14 protein-coding genes are annotated in these 19,092 nt (G+C 60.9%); 5 read left to right on the top strand and 9 right to left on the bottom strand.

The window, feature by feature from the left end; all coding sequences use genetic code 11:
• The first annotated feature begins 45 nt into the window (after window positions 1-45).
• Both ACWNZ3_RS04510 and ACWNZ3_RS04505 read left to right on the top strand, forming a co-directional pair.
• Window positions 46-573 carry a helix-turn-helix domain-containing protein gene (locus ACWNZ3_RS04510; protein WP_496901353.1) on the top strand — a complete coding sequence of 176 codons (528 nt, stop codon included), beginning with the start codon at window positions 46-48 and terminating at the stop codon, window positions 571-573.
• A gap of 41 nt (window positions 574-614) precedes the next feature.
• A complete protein-coding gene (locus tag ACWNZ3_RS04505; RefSeq protein ID WP_496901352.1) occupies window positions 615-986 on the top strand; it encodes a hypothetical protein in 372 nt (123 codons plus the stop codon).
• A gap of 75 nt (window positions 987-1,061) precedes the next feature.
• Here ACWNZ3_RS04505 and ACWNZ3_RS04500 read toward each other — a convergent pair whose 3' ends face one another.
• From ACWNZ3_RS04500 to comD, 5 genes are read right to left on the bottom strand one after another with little or no spacing between them, the layout of a single operon-like run.
• Entirely contained in the window at window positions 1,062-1,517 is a 456-nt protein-coding gene (locus ACWNZ3_RS04500) for a tripartite tricarboxylate transporter TctB family protein (protein ID WP_496901351.1), read from the bottom strand.
• On the bottom strand, window positions 1,517-3,019 hold the full coding sequence (locus tag ACWNZ3_RS04495) for a tripartite tricarboxylate transporter permease (protein WP_496901350.1): 1,503 nt from the start codon (window positions 3,017-3,019) through the stop codon (window positions 1,517-1,519). Before ACWNZ3_RS04495 ends, ACWNZ3_RS04500 begins: the two co-directional genes overlap by 1 nt.
• A 26-nt stretch (window positions 3,020-3,045) precedes the next feature.
• Entirely contained in the window at window positions 3,046-4,002 is a 957-nt protein-coding gene (locus ACWNZ3_RS04490; RefSeq protein WP_269362411.1) for a tripartite tricarboxylate transporter substrate binding protein, read from the bottom strand.
• A 46-nt stretch (window positions 4,003-4,048) separates the two neighbouring features.
• Window positions 4,049-4,612: a sulfopyruvate decarboxylase subunit beta gene (gene comE, locus ACWNZ3_RS04485; RefSeq protein WP_274574312.1), complete on the bottom strand. Its 564-nt coding sequence runs from the start codon at window positions 4,610-4,612 to the stop codon at window positions 4,049-4,051.
• Window position 4,613: 1 nt separating this feature from the next.
• The gene (comD, locus tag ACWNZ3_RS04480; RefSeq protein ID WP_496901349.1) at window positions 4,614-5,111 is read right to left on the bottom strand and encodes a sulfopyruvate decarboxylase subunit alpha; all 498 of its coding nucleotides are present in this window, start codon (window positions 5,109-5,111) and stop codon (window positions 4,614-4,616) included.
• Between the two features lie 141 nt (window positions 5,112-5,252).
• On the opposite strand from comD, the gene ACWNZ3_RS04475 reads away from it, so the two are divergent.
• From ACWNZ3_RS04475 to ACWNZ3_RS04465, 3 genes are all read left to right on the top strand, one after another.
• Entirely contained in the window at window positions 5,253-6,158 is a 906-nt protein-coding gene (locus ACWNZ3_RS04475) for a LysR family transcriptional regulator (RefSeq protein ID WP_269362414.1), read from the top strand.
• Window positions 6,159-6,280: 122 nt separating this feature from the next.
• The gene (locus tag ACWNZ3_RS04470; RefSeq protein WP_496901348.1) at window positions 6,281-7,678 is read left to right on the top strand and encodes an FAD-binding oxidoreductase; all 1,398 of its coding nucleotides are present in this window, start codon (window positions 6,281-6,283) and stop codon (window positions 7,676-7,678) included.
• Between the two features lie 444 nt (window positions 7,679-8,122).
• A complete protein-coding gene (locus ACWNZ3_RS04465; RefSeq protein WP_496901347.1) occupies window positions 8,123-10,420 on the top strand; it encodes a BapA prefix-like domain-containing protein in 2,298 nt (765 codons plus the stop codon).
• 143 nt (window positions 10,421-10,563) lie between these two features.
• On the opposite strand, the gene ACWNZ3_RS04460 is transcribed toward ACWNZ3_RS04465, so the two are convergent.
• From ACWNZ3_RS04460 to ACWNZ3_RS04445, 4 genes are all read right to left on the bottom strand, one after another.
• Window positions 10,564-12,072 carry a glycoside hydrolase family protein gene (locus ACWNZ3_RS04460; protein ID WP_496901346.1) on the bottom strand — a complete coding sequence of 503 codons (1,509 nt, stop codon included), beginning with the start codon at window positions 12,070-12,072 and terminating at the stop codon, window positions 10,564-10,566.
• 834 nt (window positions 12,073-12,906) lie between these two features.
• A complete protein-coding gene (locus ACWNZ3_RS04455) occupies window positions 12,907-15,963 on the bottom strand; it encodes a helicase-related protein (protein ID WP_496901345.1) in 3,057 nt (1,018 codons plus the stop codon).
• Window positions 15,960-17,810: a phospholipase D family protein gene (locus tag ACWNZ3_RS04450; protein ID WP_496901344.1), complete on the bottom strand. Its 1,851-nt coding sequence runs from the start codon at window positions 17,808-17,810 to the stop codon at window positions 15,960-15,962. Before ACWNZ3_RS04450 ends, ACWNZ3_RS04455 begins: the two co-directional genes overlap by 4 nt.
• Window positions 17,807-19,021 (bottom strand): DUF6361 family protein, encoded by a 1,215-nt coding sequence (locus tag ACWNZ3_RS04445; RefSeq protein ID WP_496901343.1) that lies wholly within the window; start codon window positions 19,019-19,021, stop codon window positions 17,807-17,809. Before ACWNZ3_RS04445 ends, ACWNZ3_RS04450 begins: the two co-directional genes overlap by 4 nt.
• Window positions 19,022-19,092 lie beyond the last annotated feature (71 nt).

Below are 19,092 nucleotides of genomic sequence, written 5' to 3'. Positions count from 1 at the left end.
GGACGTTAGCCCGTCAGGCCAGAACACCTGCCGCCACACCGCGACATGCGTTTCCCGGCGGCAGGGCATTCAGGAAGGGATGGCGCTGGCGCTTGCCCCCTCTGCCCGCTGGACGCAGGTGTCCCCGCGCGACCGAGCCATTGGCACCTTCCGTCAAGGGGTCTCGCAGAGATCGCCCGTGCGTTGGAATACATGTCCGCCCATGTGCAAGATCCGCTCACGGTGCCGGGTATCGCCGAGGCTGTCGGCGTCCCGACCCGGCGTCTTCAGGATGCCTTCAGGGTTGCGACGGGTCAGCGCCCCTGGGAAATTCTGACGGCGATGCGGCTTGAACGCGCGCGGGCGCGGCTTCTGGCGGGGGCTGGCCGCTCTGTCACGGCGATTGCGCTTGACTGCGGATTTCCCACCTTGGCCGTTTCGCACAGGCGTACCGGGCTGCCATCACAAGCCGCCCTCGGTGACGCCGGGCCGCTCGAAACGCGAGGCCGGGGTCAGCGGCTGAACGCCTCACGGTTGCGCAAAGCAGATAACCCGCGCGAAGATCTGATAGAGGGGTTTTCAATGGTCCCATAGACTTGAACAGCACGGCTGTCGTGCGCGAAAGGACCGAAGCTATGCCCATGCTTGCGGACCAAGCCGTTTCAGCATCGCCTGATTTCTTTGGTTTCGAGCGGGCGCAATGCGATCTGCCCCGCTACCGGGGCGGTGCGGGCGGCTTTGGCCTGACGCGTGTGTTTGTCGTGTTCTGCGCGACAGTCGGCGCATTCGCTGTACTCATGAAGGCGCAGCAATCGTTTCACAGCGGCCAGATGGTGATCTGCGGCAATGTCTCCGTGCCCATTGATCACCGCAGACCGGACAGCGACCGGATCACCATTGCCTTCAACCCCTGCAAGGCGCATGCGCTGACGCCCGAAGCCGGTCCGGACTGCGCCGAAGCCTATCCCGACATCACTGCGCGGACCCTTCCGTCGACGGGCTGCTGACCCTGATCGAGACGCATCTCGAAGGCTCCGCCGCCACGGATCTTTCGGCGCGCGCCTGGCGCACAAGGTCGGCGTTCAGGGCAGCGGAACGTGCAGCACGTAACGAAAGAGCGCGAAGAAAGCGATCATGACCGCCGCGCCGCTTCCCGCGTAGAGCGCCGCTGTCATCACTGTCCACCGGTCATGCATTGCCGCGATGAGCCCGCCGGCAAAGGCAATCGCGCCGCTGGCGAGAAAACCGATATGCGGGATGGCGAGGCTTGCCGCGAACATGGCCAGTATCAGCAGAACCCGCCGCCACCAGGTGCCGGTGCCGAAGCCGCCGCTTTCGCGCGGATGCAGGAAGCGGGTGACGAGGGACAGCCCCGCCGTCAGGATCATCAGGAGTGCGACGGTGCGTGGAAAGACCTGGCTGTCGCGGTCGTAATACCCCGTGGTGTCGTAAAGTGCGACGATCCCCATAATCACGAAGAGCGCGGAAATCACCAGCGATCCCACATGGCCTTCCGGCTGGCGTTGCTGGTCCGGCATCAGCTTTGCTCCTGTGGTTTCTTACGCAGCCGCCACGCGGTATAGAGCGGCAGGAACAGGCTGAGCAGCGTGAAGGCGATGATCCCCTGCGAGATGGGCCGCCCGAAGAACATGCCAAAGAGGTTGCCGGTGGCCGAGCCGATGGTCCAGCCCTGCACAAAGCCCTGTTCGGCGATGGGGCCAAGGATCAGGCCCAGCACGATGGGCGAGGCTGCAAAGCCGAAGCGCCCGACGACCCAGCCGAAGACACCGAGGCCCAGCATCAGGATCACATCCGTGACGCTGTTGCGGATGGAGAAGGTGCCGATGATCGTCATGAAACCCACCGTCGGCACGAGGACGGCCTTGGGAATGTTCACGATCGACTTGTAGGCATAGCGCCCGATCAGCAGGCCCGCGGGCAGCATCAGCACCGTGGCAATCAGCAACCCGTAGATGAAGGTATAGACGATGGAGCCGCTCTGGCTGAACATCGTGGGGCCGGTGCGCACGCCCTGCACCAGCAGCGCGCCCAGCACGATGGCATCGGGCGGTGTGCCGGGGATGCCCAGCACCAGCGTCGGGATGAAACCCCCACCCACGGTCGCGTTGTTGGCGGATTCCGTGGCAAGGATGCCGTCAGGCTCGCCCTGCCCGAACTTCTGGTCGGGCCTGGCGCTGCGCTTGGCCTCGGAATAGGCGACAAGACCGGCAACGGACCCACCCGCGCCGGGCAGGATGCCGATCAGGGTGCCGATGACGGACGATCTGATCAGGTTGAACTTGGACCGCGTGGCGATGCGGAACGCCTCTCCGATGCGGACGGAACGCACGTCTTCCTCGACCTTGAGGTGCCGGTCCGGCGTCGCCACAAGGTCGATCAGCACGGGGATACAGTATAGCCCGATCAGCGCGCCGATCACGCCAAAGCCGCCGACCAGCATCTGGCTGCCGAAGGTCAGGCGGATATCGGCGGAAACCTCCGCCACGCCAACGGTGGAAAGCAGCATGCCGAATGCGCCCCCCGCCAGCCCCTTCATCAGGTTGCCGGTAGAGAGCGAGGCAATCAGCGACAGGCCGAAGATCGACAGCCAGAAATATTCTATCGGCCCGAAGGCCAGCGCCACCTTGGACAGGGGCGGCGCCAGAAGCAGCAGCGCGAAGGCCCCCACGAGCCCGCCGACAACGGAGGCAAAGCAGGCAAGGGCGACCGCAAGGTCACCGTCGCCGCGTTTCGCCATCGGATAGCCGTCAAAGGTGGTGGCGATGGCAGAGGGCGTGCCGGGCGTGTTCAGCAGGATCGCCGCATAGGCGCCGCCATAGATCGCCCCGGTATAGATCGCGCCCAGCAGGATCAGCGCCGAGGCGGGATCCATGCTGAAGGTGATCGGCACCAGCACGGCCAGCGCCATAGTTGCGGTAAGGCCCGGGATCGAGCCGACAATCGTGCCCGCCACCACACCGAACAACGCCAGAACCAGGTTGAACGGTGTCAGGGCGGACAGGAAATGACCGAATTCCATGATATGGAGCCTATGCGCGGATCAGCTTATTCGATCAACCCTGCCTCGCGGGCGTCGTTGAGGTATTCCTCGCTGCGCGCGGCCATGAAATCCTCCATGCCAGCGGCCTCCACATCCAGCATCGCAAAGCCGTTATCCAGCATCTGCTGACGGAAAGCGGGGTCATTGTTGATCTCGGCGATCATGTCGGACCACATGCCTGTGACCTCGTCGCTGGCGGATTTCGGCAGCGCGATGCCGCGATAGGCGCCGCCCACCATGTCATAACCCAGTTCCTTGAAGGTCGGGACATCGGGGAACAGCGGGTGACGCTCCTCCATCGCGACGGCCAGCATGCGCACCTCTTCGCCCTGGGTCGCGGCCACGGTGGAATAGCCCCACTCGGCCTTCACCTGGTTGCCCAGAAGTGCCGTGACAGCGGCCCCGGTGCCCTTGAACGGCACATAGGTCGTCTGGATATCGGCCATCTTGTCGAACTTGATATGTGCAAGGTGGTTGGCCGTGGCCTTGCCCGAGCCGGAGATGGTGACCTGCGCCGGGTTCGCCCTGGCATCCTCGACCAGATCTTCCAGCGTCATATAGGGGCTGTCGGCGCGCACGATGATCGCATCCGGCGTGAAGTGGAACATGTGAAAGACCTTCAGGTCCTCGGTCTTGAAGCCGACATCCTTCTGTGCCGGCTTGATGATGATATGGGGCAGGTTCACGCCCATGATCGTCTGGCCGTCATCGCTCAGCCCGTTCAGCGTGGCCCAGGCCACCGCACCGCCGCCGCCGGGCTGGTAGGAGATCACCAGGTCCTGGCCGAACTTGTCCTTGAAGAAGGGTTGCTGGAAGCGGGCGGAAATGTCGGATTCGCCCCCCGGTCCGAATGGGATGATATAATTGACCGGCCCGTTGAGTTCGGCCGCGCTGGCACCACTTGCCAGCGATGCGGTCACGGCAAGGGCTGCGCCCATCTTCAGAAATGTTCTTTTCAGCATGTGTTCCTCCCAGAGCTGCTTGCTATCGGCGTTTGCGCCGTCTTGATTACGCGTTGGCCTCCTTCAACGCGTTCATGAACCGGTCGCGGATCACGACCGGATCGGTCGTGATGACCGATACGGGGATGTTCCCGCTTTCGCATTTGCACACGATGATGGTCATCCTGTCGCTGGCCAGCGCGGCTTTCATGACATCTGCACATTCCTCGGCCTGACATTCGATGACATTCTCGCAGCCGCAGGCCACGGCCACCTTGGCCAGCGAGGTTTTCATGCCCGCATAGGTCGGCTGATCCCCGGTGGAGCCGTAGCTGCCATTGTCGATGATCAGCAGGATGAAATTGTCAGCCACGTTGTTGGCGATGGTCGGCAGCGTCCCGAAGTTGGTCAGCACGGAACCGTCACCGTCTATCGAGATCACCTTTTTCGACTGGGCCAGCGCCACGCCCAGCCCGATGGAAGAGGCAAGGCCCATCGTGCCCAGCATGTAGAAGTTCGTGGGCTGGTCATCCAGCATGTGCAGTTCCTGGCTGGGCAGGCCGATGTTGCAGACCACGAAATGGTCGGAAATCACCGGGACCAGCGTGCGCAGGACGTCAGATCGGATCATGTCAGTACCCTTTCCAGAAAGTGGCATCCGTCAGGATCGCGACCGGTTTGTTGCACATGAAGGTGTACTGCAGGATCTTGTCCAGTTCCTTCGCGTCGGATTCATGATGGAAATGATAGGTCGGGATGTGAAGCTGATTGAGCAGCGCCTTGGTATGCACCGCCATTTCGACCTGGCAGGCCACCGGCTCCCCCAGTTCGCCGCGATAGGAAATCAGCATGGGCAGCGGCATCCGGTAGAACTGGGTCAGCGTGACCAGCGTGTTCACCGTCACACCCAGGGCGGTGTTCTGCATGATGATCGCGGCGCGTTTGCCCCCCATGAAGGCACCGGCGCAGATGCCGATCCCCTCGTCTTCCTTGTTGGCGGGAATGTGATAGATGTCTTCGGACCGGTCCACTTCGGCGATCACCCCTGCAAGCTGCTTGCAGGGAACTGTCGTCACCAGTTTCACGTCATTCTTGACCAGATCGGCGACGATCTTTGCGTCGATGCTCAAGTGCAGGCCTCCCCCTGGATAGGTTCATACTTCCCGATCTTGCGCGATAAGAGAACCTTTAACAAACCAACATTCTTTTCCCATTTGTAAATTAATGCTTTAGTAAATCCTCTGTTCAAACGTTTCGGGAAAGCTGCGCAAGTGTCCATCGTCCTGTTCAAAACCCTGATCGCCGTCGCCGAAGAAGGCAGTTTCAACGCAGCGGCAGACCGCGTCTGTGTCACCCATGCGGCGGTCGGCCAGCAGATGAAGCGGCTGGAAGAGACCCTTGGCGTCGCCCTGTTCGACCGGTCGCAGAAGTCGCCGCGCCTGAACCAGCTGGGGCGCGCGATGGTGCCCAAGGCCAAGGAGGTCGTCGCCGCCTATGAGACGATTCTCGATGACCTGACAGGTGACCCGCGCCTGATCGGGGACATGGTGCTGGGGGCGGTGCCATCCACGCTGCGCGGGCTTGTCCCCAAGGCGATGAAGGGGCTGATCGGGCAATACCCCGACCTGCGCATCCGGGTTGTGCCGGGGTTAAGCCCTGCCCTGCAGGAGATGGTGGAGAACGGTACCGTCGATGCCGCGCTGGTGAGCGAACCGAACCGCACCCCCGCAACGATGACATGGACCCCTTTCGTGGCCGAGAAACTGGTGCTTCTGACCTCGGTCGAGGTGACGGAAACCGATCCCGTGCGCATCCTTGAAACCAAACCTTTCATCCGCCACAGCGCGCTCTCTGCCATTGGGATCATGGCGGAAGACTGGCTGGCCCGCCGCAAGCTGAAAGTGCGCGACATGATGGAGATGAGCTCGCTCGACACCATCGCAAGCATGGTGGCGCATGATCTGGGCGTCTCCATCGGGCCGGATTTCTGCGTGCCGGACCCGATCTTTGGCAGCCTGCGCAAACTGGCGCTGGGGCCCACGGCCCCCTCGCGGACACTGGGGATCCTGAGCCGCGCCGATTGCTCGAAATACCGTCTGGTGGCGCGGTTCCTGGAGGAGCTGATCGGGACGGTCGAGGCCGCTGGCGGGCGGGCATTTCCTAAAGAGATGGCTTAGATAATCGCAAATTATCTTGCCTTGCTAAAGATCGCTTTTGCCACAGAATGAGCCCGTACCACGATCCAGAAGACAGGAGTACCGGGCAGTTGGTGGCACTGAAAACGCCGGAAGACAGAATTTTGAATGATATCAGGGGCATCGTCGGGGATGCCGCCTGCAGGTCCGGGGCGGATGCCGCGCGTTACTTCGAAGACCCGCGCGGCAGCTTCACCGGCAGGGATTGCCTTGTTGTCCTGCCCGAGACGACGGCGCAGGTGTCACAGATCGTCCGGCTGTGCAATGCAAACGGCATCGCGATCATCCCCTATGGCGGCGGCACGGGCGTGGTGGCCGGGCAGCTTTCGCTCGACAGCAACGATGCCATCATCCTGTCGCTGGAGCGGATGAACCGGGTGCGCAGTGTCTCGCCGGACGATTTCGTGATGGTGGCCGAGGCGGGCTGCGTGCTGGAGAACATCCATGCAGAGGCCGAGCGGCACGACCTTATGTTCCCGCTCAGCATGGCGTCAAAGGGCAGCTGCACCATCGGCGGCAACCTGGCCACCAACGCAGGCGGGATACAGGTGCTGCGCCATGGCAATGCCCGCGATCTCTGCCTGGGGATCGAGGCGGTGATGCCCTCCGGCGAGGTGCTGGAAGAGCTGAGCCCGCTGCGCAAGAACAACACGGGATATGATCTGCGGCACCTGCTGATTGGCAGCGAGGGCACCCTGGGCATCATCACCGCCGCCAGCCTGATGCTGAAGCCGCGTGACCCGGAAGCCGTGACCGCCTTTTGCGCCATCACCTCACCGGCGGATGCCCTGCGGACATTGCGCGCCCTGCGCCGGGCCATCGGCAACCGCATGAACGGCATGGAACTGATGAGCGGGTTCGGCGTGGGCCTTGTGTGCAGGCATTTCCAGACATTGAGGAAACCCTTTGCCGGGGACCATGATTGGTATCTGCTGATCGACACCGCGGGCAACCGGGGCCTGCGTGATGAAACCGAGGCGGCGCTGGCGGATTGTATCGAGCAGGGTTTTGTCATCGACGTGGTGATGGCCGAATCCGAGGCGCAGCGCGACGCGCTCTGGACACTGCGCGAGCATACGCCCGAGGCCAACCACAGGACCGGCGCCTTCTGCAGCAGCGATACCGCCGTGCCGATCGGCCAGATCGACGCCTTTGTGTCCCGGACCCATGCGGCAGTCACCGCTGTGCATCAGGGGCTGCGCACAAACAGCTATGGCCACATCGGCGATGGCAACATTCATCACAATGTCTTTCCGCCCGAGGGGATGGCCAAGTCGGATTTCCTGCAGGCCCATCCCGGCATCGCCAACCGCGTGCGCGAGGCGATCAACGAGGCGACCCTGTCACTGGGCGGATCAATCAGCGCGGAACACGGGATTGGCCGTTTGAAACGAAATGACCTGAAGAAACACGCAAGCGCGAGCAAGATGACCGTGTTGCGCCAGATCAAACAGGCCATCGACCCCAACAACATCATGAACCCCGGCGCGCTGCTCGACTGACCCGCCGCTGCAGCGGCTGTGACGTCAGGCCTGACAAGAGGATCATAGGATCCTCAGGTCAGCTTCGGGCACCCGGGTCGGGGCCGCCCTGCTCTTTTCGTTTTTACCGCAATGCATTGCGTCAGTGCTGGCGCTGCACCCTGGACCGCCGCGCATGGCTTATTCTCTCATAAATCATTGATAAAATGAAACCACCGACTGCTTTGGCTGGGTGAAACGTGGTGGGCTGCGCGCTGTCGCCGCGTTCAGTTCGTTTTGAAATTTTGAAAGATCGCCAACACGACGCGAGCGACGTGAACCACTCGGTGCCCATGGGAATCATGCAGCCTGATCCGAGCGGCAAGAGCCTGAGTTCTCGATTGAATATATACTTAAGTTATGATTTATATTCTTTAGAATGCAACTTACGACACCCTCGCGTGGGGTGTGGAGAGGACGTGCCCCATGGCCAACACTGTTTTACAAGCAGGACAAGAGATTAACATTCGAATCGATGCGCTTCAGTCGGACATCGCCCGTTACACTCGGCAGGGCGATGTGCTGACTGTCGAATTGAAAAATGGCGATACGATTGTCATCAAGGATTACTTCAAGCCTGCAAAGGACGGGTCCCTGCACAGCCTGACGCTTGGCGACGATACCAATGTTGAAATCGAAGGTAAGCAGGATGAAGGGCTGAGCGAAGAAGAGCAGGCTGGCCTGGTCGCGGCAGGTTTGGCGGGCCTGGGGCTGGCAATGTCTGCCGGTGGCGGCGATAGCGACGACGGAGATGCGGATGCCGACGCAGATGCGGATGCCGACGCAGATGCGGATGCGGATGCAGACGCGGATGCAGACGCAGACGCCGATGCTGATGCGGATGCGGATGCCGATGCAGATGCCGACGCGGATGCTGATGCCGATGCGGATGCAGACGCCGATGCGGATGCCGACGCGGATGCGGATGCAGACGCGGATGCTGATGCGGATGCTGACGCGGATGCGGACGCGGATGCCGATGCTGATGCCGACGCGGATGCGGATGCTGACGCGGATGCCGACGCCGATGCGGATGCAGATGCGGACGCCGATGCTGACGCCGATGCGGATGCAGACGCGGATGCTGACGCCGATGCGGATGCAGATGCTGACGCCGATGCGGATGCAGATGCCGATGCAGACGCCGATGCGGATGCTGACGCCGATGCGGATGCTGACGCTGATGCAGACGCTGATGCAGATGCGGATGCAGATGCGGATGCAGACGCTGATGCAGATGCGGATGCAGACGCGGATGCAGACGCCGATGCAGATAGCGAACAAGGTTTCCTTGACCCGCTTCTCTCAGACGATGGTCTTCTCGGGGGCCTGACCGGAAATGACGGGCTTCTCGGGGCTGTCACAGGCTCGGACGGTTTGCTTGGAGATCTGCTCGGCGACGACGGTGTCCTGGGTGACGCCGGCAACGATCTGTTGGGCCAACCGGTCGTCGGTGACGGCACAATCTCCGACGAGACCGGCCTGCTGGATGGTGTTGTGGGCAACGATGGATTGCTTGGTGCCGTCACCGGAAACGACGGCGTCCTTGGGGATGTCACGGGTTCCGATGGCTTGCTTGGCGATCTGGTAGGCAACGATGGTGCCTTGTCGGATCTCACCGGCGCTGATGGCCTGGTCGGTGATCTGGTGGGAACCGGGTTGCTTGGGACAACTGACGGAGATGGCGGAACCGGCGGCCTGCTGGACGGCGTGCTCGGTGAAGATGGCATCGTTGGTGGTCTGCTGGGCGGCGACGGTGGTCTGCTGGACGGCGTGATCGGCGACGAAGGCATCGTTGGCGGCCTGCTGGGCGGCGACGGTGGTCTGCTGGACGGTGTGATCGGCGATGAAGGCATCGTTGGTGGCTTGCTTGGTGGCGACGGCGGTCTGCTGGACGGTGTGATCGGCGACGAAGGTATCGTTGGGGGTCTGCTCGGTGGCGACGGCGGTCTCCTGGATGGCGTGATCGGCGATGAAGGCATCGTTGGCGGTCTGCTCGGCGGTGACGGCGGTCTCCTGGATGGCGTGATCGGCGATGAAGGCATCGTTGGTGGCCTGCTCGGCGGCGACGGTGGTCTGCTCGATGGTGTGCTCGGGGACGAAGGCATCGTTGGTGGTCTGCTCGGTGGCGACGGTGGTCTGCTGGACGGTGTGCTCGGCGACGAGGGTATCGTTGGCGGTCTGCTTGGCGGTGACGGTGGTCTGCTGGCCGGCATTGGTGCCGAAGATGGCCTGCTTGACCCGGTGATCGCCGACGGTGGTCTGCTCGGTGACGTGACCGGGAACGAAGGCCTGCTGGGCGATGTGACCGGGTCCGACGGCCTGGCGGGTGATCTTGTCGGTGACATGGGCCTGCTGGGTGACGTGACCGGGGAGAATGGGCTGGTCGGTGACCTGACCGGTGTCGGCCTGCTGGGCGACGGCAGTGATGGCGGCCTTCTCGACGGTGGCCTGCTGGATGGTGTCCTTGGTGACGAGGGTATCGTTGGCGGATTGCTCGGCGGTGACGGCGGTCTGCTGGATGGTGTGCTCGGTGACGAGGGTATCGTTGGTGGCCTGCTCGGCGGTGACGGCGGTCTGCTGGATGGTGTCCTCGGCGATGAGGGTCTCGTTGGCGGCCTGCTCGGCGGTGGCGACGGCCTGCTGGACGGTGTAGCCGGTGAAGACGGGATGCTGGGCGGGTTGCTCGGTGGTCTGGGCGGTGGAGCAGACGACATCGTCTAACCGGTGGTTCGATAGAACAACGAAACAATCTCAAGCCCCGCATTCCATGTGGGGCTTGTTTGCATTTCAGCCGGCTGTCGCGATGGGAGAGCGCATTTGCCCCGCACTCAGGGTTGGAACTTTATGGCGGTCCCCGAAAGCGTTCAGCGCTCCAATGCCGGTTTTCCGAGCTGCCTTTGCTTTTGCTGATCGCATAGGGCGATAAAACCGTCCCGCTCTTTCAGATAGGACCGATATGCGATCAACCCGGACAGATAATGTTCGACATCGTCGATGCGCACCCGAAAGCCGTGATGGCGAATGAAAAAGCTTCCGGTGACAGAGGCCGGATTCCGGAAATACATCGCAACTTCGGGAAAAAAGAACCCATTGGTCAGATATTGCGCCCGATGTTCCATCGCTTCGCGAAACGCATGGAGATCCAGCGCGTCGATGACCGGGGCCAATGATGCGTCCTGCAGCGCTCTTTGCAGCAGCAGCCGGGTGGCACAACACAGTTCCAGCAGGGTCGGAAAGGTGGTGATCCGCTCGCGGATAAAGGGCAGGTAGTCCCGGACGTTGCGGATGCCGAAAGCGATGTACTTCGGGTCGGTGTAATGACGCGACAATTCGTTGACGCAATAGGCCAGCCAGTGATCGTTGTACTGCCAGTAATCCTTGTCGATGAAATAATCGACGGCACGCCGGGTCGCATCCAGCCAGCGCTGATCGCCCGTGGCACCGTAAAGCCGCATCAGCCCGAATGCAGCTTCTCCGTCATAATAGACCGTGCGAAAGTCCTCTTTCGGGGTCAGGGTGTCCGCATCCAATACGTGGCAAAAGCTGCCGTCCGCCCGTTGCATCGACAAAATGCCGTTGCCCAGCCGACGCGCCAGCTCAAGAACGGTTCTGTCGCCTGTCACCTCGAAAAACTTGCAGCACGCCAGAATGGCAACGGCGTTGCCGCCAAGTTTAACTTCCCTGCCCGTGTCCATCAGAAAGGCAGAAGCGCCGCCCGGTCCCTTGCTGTATTTGACAAGGTTTTTCGCGATCTGCCTTAAAGACCGGTCAATGGCCGCGCGAAGATCATCTCTCTGCGTCAACTCATAGGCTTCACACAGCGCATAGGTGCTGCTGGCATGGCGCAATGTGTTGTAGTGGTTGATCGGACGGTCAAAGCAGGGATGCCTGCCATAATGGAACATGCCGTTTTCGTTCACCTGGGCGGCGAGATATCCGGCGCTCTCATCTATCAGAAAATCGAGATTGGCAGGCTGCATGATGTCGAAAATGCGCCGGCCGCCATTCGGCCCGGACGGTTCGAGGCTGACAATTTCGCCGCTGTCGCGGTCCCGAAACATCCCGTCAGTTGAGAAGAGATGGACGGTGTCGGCCTCTTTGGGAACTTCAAACGTTTTGCCAAACCGCCTTTTCCAGTAGATCCCGAAGTTGTTGAGGTTGATTTCGCAATGCGGGACCTGCGCGCCCTGATATAGCAAGGCGCTGCCGTTCAGTTCACCTTCGGTGATCGCATGCTGGAAATCCGCATCCAGAGACAGCCCCTTGCGGCTGTAGTTGCGTTTCACCTTCTGCATCGCGGCCTTGTAGGTGGCAAAGGATACCGCCTGTACCGAGGTCGCCCAGTCCAGGCGCAGATGACGCGCGCCAAGCATCTGCAAAGGGCCTTTTTCCTGCAGCGCTTCGCGCAATTCATCCAGCGATGAAGCCGTGATTGTCCTGACCCGCGCCCGACTGTCCCCATCCGTCGCAGAAACAAAGACAACAAAACGCGGATAAGGCGCTGGAAGAGCGGATACCCGCGAGGCGAACTCATCCAGAAATTTCGATACGCCAGTGATTTTCATAAGGATTCAGCGTTCGCGGTTGGGATTTTTATCAGCTTGGGAATGTAAACACACATACCGCATGACCTGCACCCCTGAAAGGTCCGCGATTTGAGCTTGGCCTGTTCTCCAGCCGGGGAGACAGAGGATGAAGAGAGGCCGTATCAGCGATGGACGGTTCATTCACTGCCCGGCAGCGCTTTGCGCAGCAATGTCACGAAAGGGGGCGATACGACATTCACCGATAACATCGGGGGTGAAACGGACCGCCGTTCACCAGTCCCCACCACATACGCAATCGGCCCCGGATTGCTCCGGGGCCGCTTTCTCACCATCTCAGCCAAAATAACCTTTTGAGACGCTCAGGTCATGTCGCGTGGCACATCACATCTGAGATGACCCATAGTTTGCCCATTTGCGATCATATAACCCTTTGAAGTTTAGTATATCACATGAAAGCCAATGTCATATTGGTGCCCATTCAAACCACATAGTTTGAACACCGTCGCCTCCCCCCTTAACAAGCAAACCGAAGCTATCAGGCTGGATTACTTGAGACCCTGCCCGTCTCAGCATGGTTACCGCGCCTTGGGAGGCCGTCACCTCAAGACCATCCTCGAAGTCCTTATCGCCGGGCGTCCTACCAACAGGATCGGCGAACCGCTAAGGGTTGCCACTATTATATTCGCCTAAGCTTGAGAGACGCAGCCCCATAGCAGACAGATCTAGCACAAGCAGGCGCAATATCTGGCGGATCTCGTCACCCCCACGCGCAAGAAACTCGACGAAGTCTTCCTGGTTCGGCTGACCCAGCGCTAAGCGATAGATCATGCGCTGCTCGCGCAGCAGTGCGAAGCGACTTATGTCGCGGCCAAATGGACGCTCGAAGACGTGGCGCTGGATCTCCGCGCCTTCAAGCACCCACCAGGGTCGAAGGCCACTCGCATCAACCAGCTTGTCCGCCTCGCGCGCCAAGTGATGCCACGGCGAGCCGCCCTTTTCCGCGGCATATTCAAGGGCTTCATCATCGAGCATTACCGAAAGCCGCCGCCTCACCGCCAGGCCGGCAAAGCGCTGGATGCGACCTTCACGCTGCTCAAGGTCAAGTGGGTTGGAGGACAAATCCCAATGTACGATATGCGAACACCAAGGATGAAAATCCAGACCTTCCTGTCCAACCGATGTCGTTGCTAGCACGTGCGGCCAGAAAGGCGTGTTGAAGCTACGACGGACTTCGTCCGGTCGCGCGGGTCTGGACGGCGCGTGCCCTCCATTCATCTTGCCGGTTGGTTCCGCCTCGGCATCCCCGAACGGAACAGCGACATGAGACCTTACCGGTATCTTTTGCGACGCCCCCCCGACACTGTGAAAGCTGAAGCTACCCGCCCGCAGGCCGAGCGCAGACTGCAAATCTCTGGCAAGGCCCGCCGCACCATCTGGAAGATTCTGCGCTCGCAGCCAGAAATGCTCATCGAGGACACTTTCGAAACCGCCATCGACAACGGCCCCCATCACCTTGTCGACGGCGCTTCTTCCCGGCAGGGACGACAGGATCACTGGATTGTCCAAGTACGCGCGCAAGCCCTGCCAGCTCAATCGAACGAGTTCACCATAGCGCTCAGGATCAAGAACGGTCTTGTCATGCCGAAACAGCGCCCGGCCAAGCGCCACGCCCGGTGCGCCAATGGCATAGTCGACGAGATCATCGAGTTCGGCTGGCGAGAGGCGATCGATCTTCGGCGTCTGCCGCCATTTGAGGACAGCGGACCGGGCAGCGCGGTCCTCACCGACGGCACTGCTCCAGGCATCCGCCGATTGGTCTGCCAGCTCCGCAGCCCGTTCTATCGCAGCCAAGGTTTGGCCGATAGACCGGTGCCGCCGACGGGCTTTTGCCGTGTCTTTGTCGATGATCCCCTTGGGAAGTGAAGCGAGAATCTGCCGCTTTATATGCCTACGGACGACGCCTATCTTTTTGCCTGCCTTAGCAATCGGATCCGTGTGCCGTATGAGCCACGGAGACGGATGAAAGGCCGCCATCACCGGTCCTGGCATGGCGGTTAGCTTGAAGCGTCGACGCCGATAGGCTTTCTCGTAGCCGCCGCGCTGGTGGGGAAGGCACGCCGCTTCGACGCCGAAACTCAGAAGTGCCGCCACGCTCGGCGGGGTCGCCCGAAACCGACTGAACATCAGAAGTTTCGGATCGCTCGTATTGCCCTTCCAGCCGCCAGCAAGCGGCCACCACGGCAGGGATGGCGCGACCCATGGCAGGGAAAGAAGTTTCGCCGGCGCAGCAAGGCTGAGCGCCCTAAGTTTCGCGTCAGGCCAGCTCATCGGCGCGTCGAGCTTGTTGCGGCGCTCCTTTGTCATCTTCGTGAGTTTCGGTGCGGCTTTGATGTTCGCGCGCTTCCAAGCTGCATATCTCGGCCCCAAGGACTGCGCGGGCAATGGAACGGAGGACCAATAAGGCAACGCTTCGTATCGCAGGTCCTCGGGGAAGCTGTCGGCAAGGTGCCGATAGACCTGAAAGTCCTCTGCGATCGGGTCCGCTGCAAGAAACTGCGTTCGAGCCAGCGGATCCAACGAGGCGACGCTGTCCCGCTCTGTCCGCGACATGACCGGGGTCAGCAAGGAGCGAAGTTCATCCCGCAGTCTGCTGGCCTCTTGGATCTCAGTTTGCAGGCTGTTTTCGAGTGCCTCCGCACGTACAGCAATGTCTCGCAATTTCGCGCCAAACTCAGAAAAAAGGGTCTTGGCGTGGTCGCGGACAGAGCCGCCGGCGAGGAACTCAATCAATGCCAGCAACTCGGTCTGCGCCAGTGCACCCTGAGAATCCTCCCATCGCATACTAAGCAGCCGGTAAGGGGTAGCGCTGAGCAGCAGGATGGCGGGCCTGGCCCCCGACCCGGTCGGCTCGAGCAGCTCCTTCAGGAGTGGATCGGCATCCTTGTCATCAAGGAGGTGCCTGTAGCGCTGAAATTCGTCCAAAATGACCAGATCGGGCGGCTGGTGACGGAGGGTCGCCAGCGCTAGGGCACGGCGCAGACGACCGACGAAGGTCGTTGGCTTGAGAGGTTTGATCTTTCGCTGCGGGTCACCATGCAGGGCTTGCTCAAGTTTCTCGCGCGCCGGCTTTCCGAATTCCGCCGCCAGCGCCTCTCGAAACCGCCGCGTCAAGTTCGGTGGTGCTGCAGAAAGTTTCCTCTCGGCATCTTCAACGAGTCGATCCCAAGAATTGCCAACTCTCTGTCGCATTACGCCCGGATCGAGATCTCGAGCGAATGCGGGGTAGGCTCGATCCAGCAGCACTTTAATGAATGCTCTCTCTTCTTTTCTTCCGCCGGTCAATCGAACTCGGGCGCCTGGGAAGGACGTTGCGGGAGTGAGTGCGTAGATCGAAACCGGATGATCGGGCCGCTTCGCGACTGCCATTAGAGAGAGCCGATCCGGCGTCGCTACAACCGCCTTACGTGCTTGCTCTTCGAGGAACCCGACGACCCGCTCCTTATTTTGCTGGGAGACCGCATGGCCGTTGGCTATGTAATAGACAACGAGAGGTCGCTTGCCGCCTTCCGACATTCGGCGTGTCACTTCCTTTGCGACGACGGTCTTTCCCAGTCCGACTTCATCGGCCACCAAAAAGCGGCGACGACCGCCATGTTTGCCGAATGCCGCAAGAGCCGCATCGACAGCTGCTGCCTGGAAGGGCTTGGGATCGCTCATCGACGCATGCCCTTGCGCTCTTCGCCCAGACCGATCAGCAGCTTAGACCACAGCGTCTCGAAGCGGCGGAGCATTTCGGCGGCTTTTGGGTCTTCTTGGTCAGACTGTTCCAGCACCGCCGGCAGGTAGTCCGACACACGGCGTCGTATCTCGCGAAACCTGCCTTGATCGCGTGACCAAGCGGTGAGCATATCCTCCAGGGTGGGCAACAAGGGATCAAGTGCTGGATTTGTGCGGGGAGTGGCACGATCCGCTTGCTTCTCAATCGTCCAATCCGAGTCCCCATCGCGGCCATCATCTGCCAACAGTCCAGCGACCCATAGAAGGAAGCCCTTGGCACCTAGAAGTCGCACAAAGGCCGCGCGATCGCGGTCTTCGCCGAAAGGCGGTTCGGTTGGGGCACGCTGCAGCCAGGAAAGTCCTGTCTCACCACGACTGACACGCAAACGCACAAACTCGCTTCGTTCAGCGAGAGGTGTCGCCCCAAGCATCACCGCCGCCTGCCCCCGCGGCCAGGTTTTGAGCTCGCCGCGCAAGCTGCCGACTTCGAGAAGGATGTCCGCTTCTTCGGGATGTGGTCCATTTGGGTGGCGATCACTATCATGGACGAGACCAATCTCGTCACCGTCAATGTTGAGCGTGCCTGCCCAGCGAGCTGCGACTTGCGCTCGAGCGCGCTCGAGCGCTTCTTCTTCAAGCGCCGTCGCGTCTGTCTGATATTCGTTGGCCGGAGCATCGACAATCCGTGCAGAGTTGATCAATGCCATCAGACCTTTTTCCACGGCCCCGGTGACATGTAGTTTGGCGGTGACCTCGGCGTTGCGGCCCGTCCAGGCCCGCATGGTGGCGTTAGCGCTTCCAAGCCATAACGTCCGTCCGCGTCCCTCGCGCACGAAAAGCAGTTTTGCATGGAGACCGCGGCCGATCTCTTCCTCCTCGTCTTCTGCGACATCCGCCTCGGATGTCGGGGCAGCGTGTGCCTGATTCAACTCCGGATCGCCGATGGGATAGTCCGGTGCATCCAACGCCAGCAACTCGTCGAAAGAGGCGAGTGACGGGCCCATCCGCTCGATCTCTCGCATAGTGGTTAGCAGCACGCGTTTTGCGCCTGACGACCCTTTTAATACTTTTGCGGAAAGGAACGTCTTGTCGACGAACGGGCTCACAACCACGATTTCATCGGCCCCCGGCGGTATAATTGGGGCTTGCAGACCTCCTATGCCTGTGGACCATCGAATTTCCTCGACATGCACACCAACGGGCGCGCGCCATGAGACCTTGGAGACTGCTGCTGCAACGGAAGCTGGCCGGACCCCTTTCAATTCGGCTTTCTCTGCCAGCGCGCGCGCCAGATCGCCTGCCCCTGAAATTGTACCTCCGCTTTTCGCGTCTGAAACAAGCAAGAGCCCGATGTCGCGATTGACGCATTCGGTGAGATTGCGGCTTCCGATCCAGAGCCGCCAGCCAACCGCACCGCCCTCGCTTCGCGTCTTTATCAGCGCCGCCTTGGGATGCCAGCTATGCTCAGCTTCGTCGAAATCGACTTCCTGCAAGAATTGGTCCAGCACCGCCGCGATTTTCGGTGTTCGCCGCATCTTTGCAAGCCGACCGCGCTGGATAATGATCCGGACTTTGCCGCGCAGGCGCTCGACTGCATCAGCGAAATCAGATGGGCTGCCTGTCCCCCCATCACTGTCCTTGCCCGCGAGGGCCAGCAAAGTCGCCCCAATCGATCCAAGGTCCGCCGAATAGAACGCAAGGCACGCCAACTCGACATGCTCATCAGGGCCGGGACGCAGGCCTTCGAGAAACGAGAGGGCTGGCCAACTTTCGACTGAACCGGTCATCTGGCGCGCGCCAAGTCATCGAGAAGCATATGGACCTGCTGCCACCTGTAATGCAGCGGACCGGCCAATACATGCTGGTCGCTTGACCATTCGTGTCGCCGAGCCCGCCCATTTGGAGTCAGAGCCAGCCGCGCGCGGGGCCCCTTTCGCGCTTCGGCGGCCCTATAGACTTCGAAAAGCGCTTTTGGATCCGTTGATCCCGAGGCGATCCACTCCTTCGTCGTCTTCACCACGGCAAGCAATTTCACTGGCAGGGGCCCGATGTCTGTTTCAAGCGACGCTATATCGAGTTCTGCTGCCATTGCCCGCTGTTCTTTTGTGAGCATACTATTCAGATGTTCGCGGTGGCGGGCTGAGATCTGCCTTTTGTCGTCGATCTCGATGCTCCGTTCTAGCAGGGCGTCATAGACGGCGCGACCGATGCCCGCGAGACAACCGGCCTGCCGCGCGCGGTCGAGCAGACCTTTGTCGGGACCGGCGACGGCGTACGTTTCATCATCCCACATATCGGTAGGAGCCGGTTCCTTGGATCTGACCAGCCTTGCAAGCAGCGACAGCTCACGGTCGCCATTGCTCCGCAGTTGCCCCAGACGCTCGCGCAGGAACTCAGCCTCTGCTTTCTCCAAATGCAGCAAGATTTCACCGTTCTGCCAATTGTCCGGACGTTTGGGTAGCGGCACGAAAGGCGGCTCAAAGCTCACGAGAGGCTGACCATCGTCGTCGGCAGGCGAGGCAGCGGCCTTCAAGAGACGATGCGTCTGCTCACGGGAAATTTTCCGACCGTCCGGCCGCGGGCGCAAGATTCCCCAAACCGCAAGGGCGTTCCAATAGACTGTTGACGGCGGCTGGCTGGAGGGCTTGGGGTACACGCGGCTGCCGATCACTTGGTCCTGGCCAGCGTCTTTTAGCCGACCTGCGAGCCGCGTTTCTCCGTCACGCAGGGCACGTTGTGCAGCCACTCCAACTTTGCCTGCGAGATCCTCGAACAACCAAGGCACGAACAACGCGTAGCGAGCTCGGGTGTGCAGAACCGACGTGCCGGGAAAGAAATGGTCGGCATACCGCTGATGGATCGTTAGAAAGCCGATCTCATCGCGCACCCCCATGGACTCTTCGTCCATCTGAGCCTTAGCGCGGGCAAGTGCCTCCCGCGAAAGATAGGTCCAGCCGAGCGCCGGCTCTACTGCTGTTACTCGTTTTGTTCGGGACAACTTCCCCGCCTGCCTCACCGACTCATGTCTTTGATCGAAACAGCGGCATCGAATTCATCGTATTCCCGAAA

Source organism: Sulfitobacter sp. IGS-18 (genome assembly GCF_059628195.1).
This window is presented reverse-complemented; position numbering and strand designations above follow the sequence as displayed.

Bases quoted from the DNA above. Each gene is read 5' to 3' on its own strand.
- ACWNZ3_RS04510 (WP_496901353.1), top strand. From the start codon at position 46: ATGCGTTTCCCGGCGGCAGGGCATTCAGGAAGGGATGGCGCTGGCGCT.
- ACWNZ3_RS04505 (WP_496901352.1), top strand. From the start codon at position 615: ATGCCCATGCTTGCGGACCAAGCCGTTTCAGCATCGCCTGATTTCTTT.
- ACWNZ3_RS04500 (WP_496901351.1), bottom strand. From the start codon at position 1,517: ATGCCGGACCAGCAACGCCAGCCGGAAGGCCATGTGGGATCGCTGGTG.
- ACWNZ3_RS04495 (WP_496901350.1), bottom strand. From the start codon at position 3,019: ATGGAATTCGGTCATTTCCTGTCCGCCCTGACACCGTTCAACCTGGTT.
- ACWNZ3_RS04490 (WP_269362411.1), bottom strand. From the start codon at position 4,002: ATGCTGAAAAGAACATTTCTGAAGATGGGCGCAGCCCTTGCCGTGACC.
- comE (WP_274574312.1), bottom strand. From the start codon at position 4,612: ATGATCCGATCTGACGTCCTGCGCACGCTGGTCCCGGTGATTTCCGAC.
- ACWNZ3_RS04465 (WP_496901347.1), top strand. From the start codon at position 8,123: ATGGCCAACACTGTTTTACAAGCAGGACAAGAGATTAACATTCGAATC.
- ACWNZ3_RS04460 (WP_496901346.1), bottom strand. From the start codon at position 12,072: ATGCTTGGCGCGCGTCATCTGCGCCTGGACTGGGCGACCTCGGTACAG.
- ACWNZ3_RS04455 (WP_496901345.1), bottom strand. From the start codon at position 15,963: ATGAGCGATCCCAAGCCCTTCCAGGCAGCAGCTGTCGATGCGGCTCTT.
- ACWNZ3_RS04450 (WP_496901344.1), bottom strand. From the start codon at position 17,810: ATGACCGGTTCAGTCGAAAGTTGGCCAGCCCTCTCGTTTCTCGAAGGC.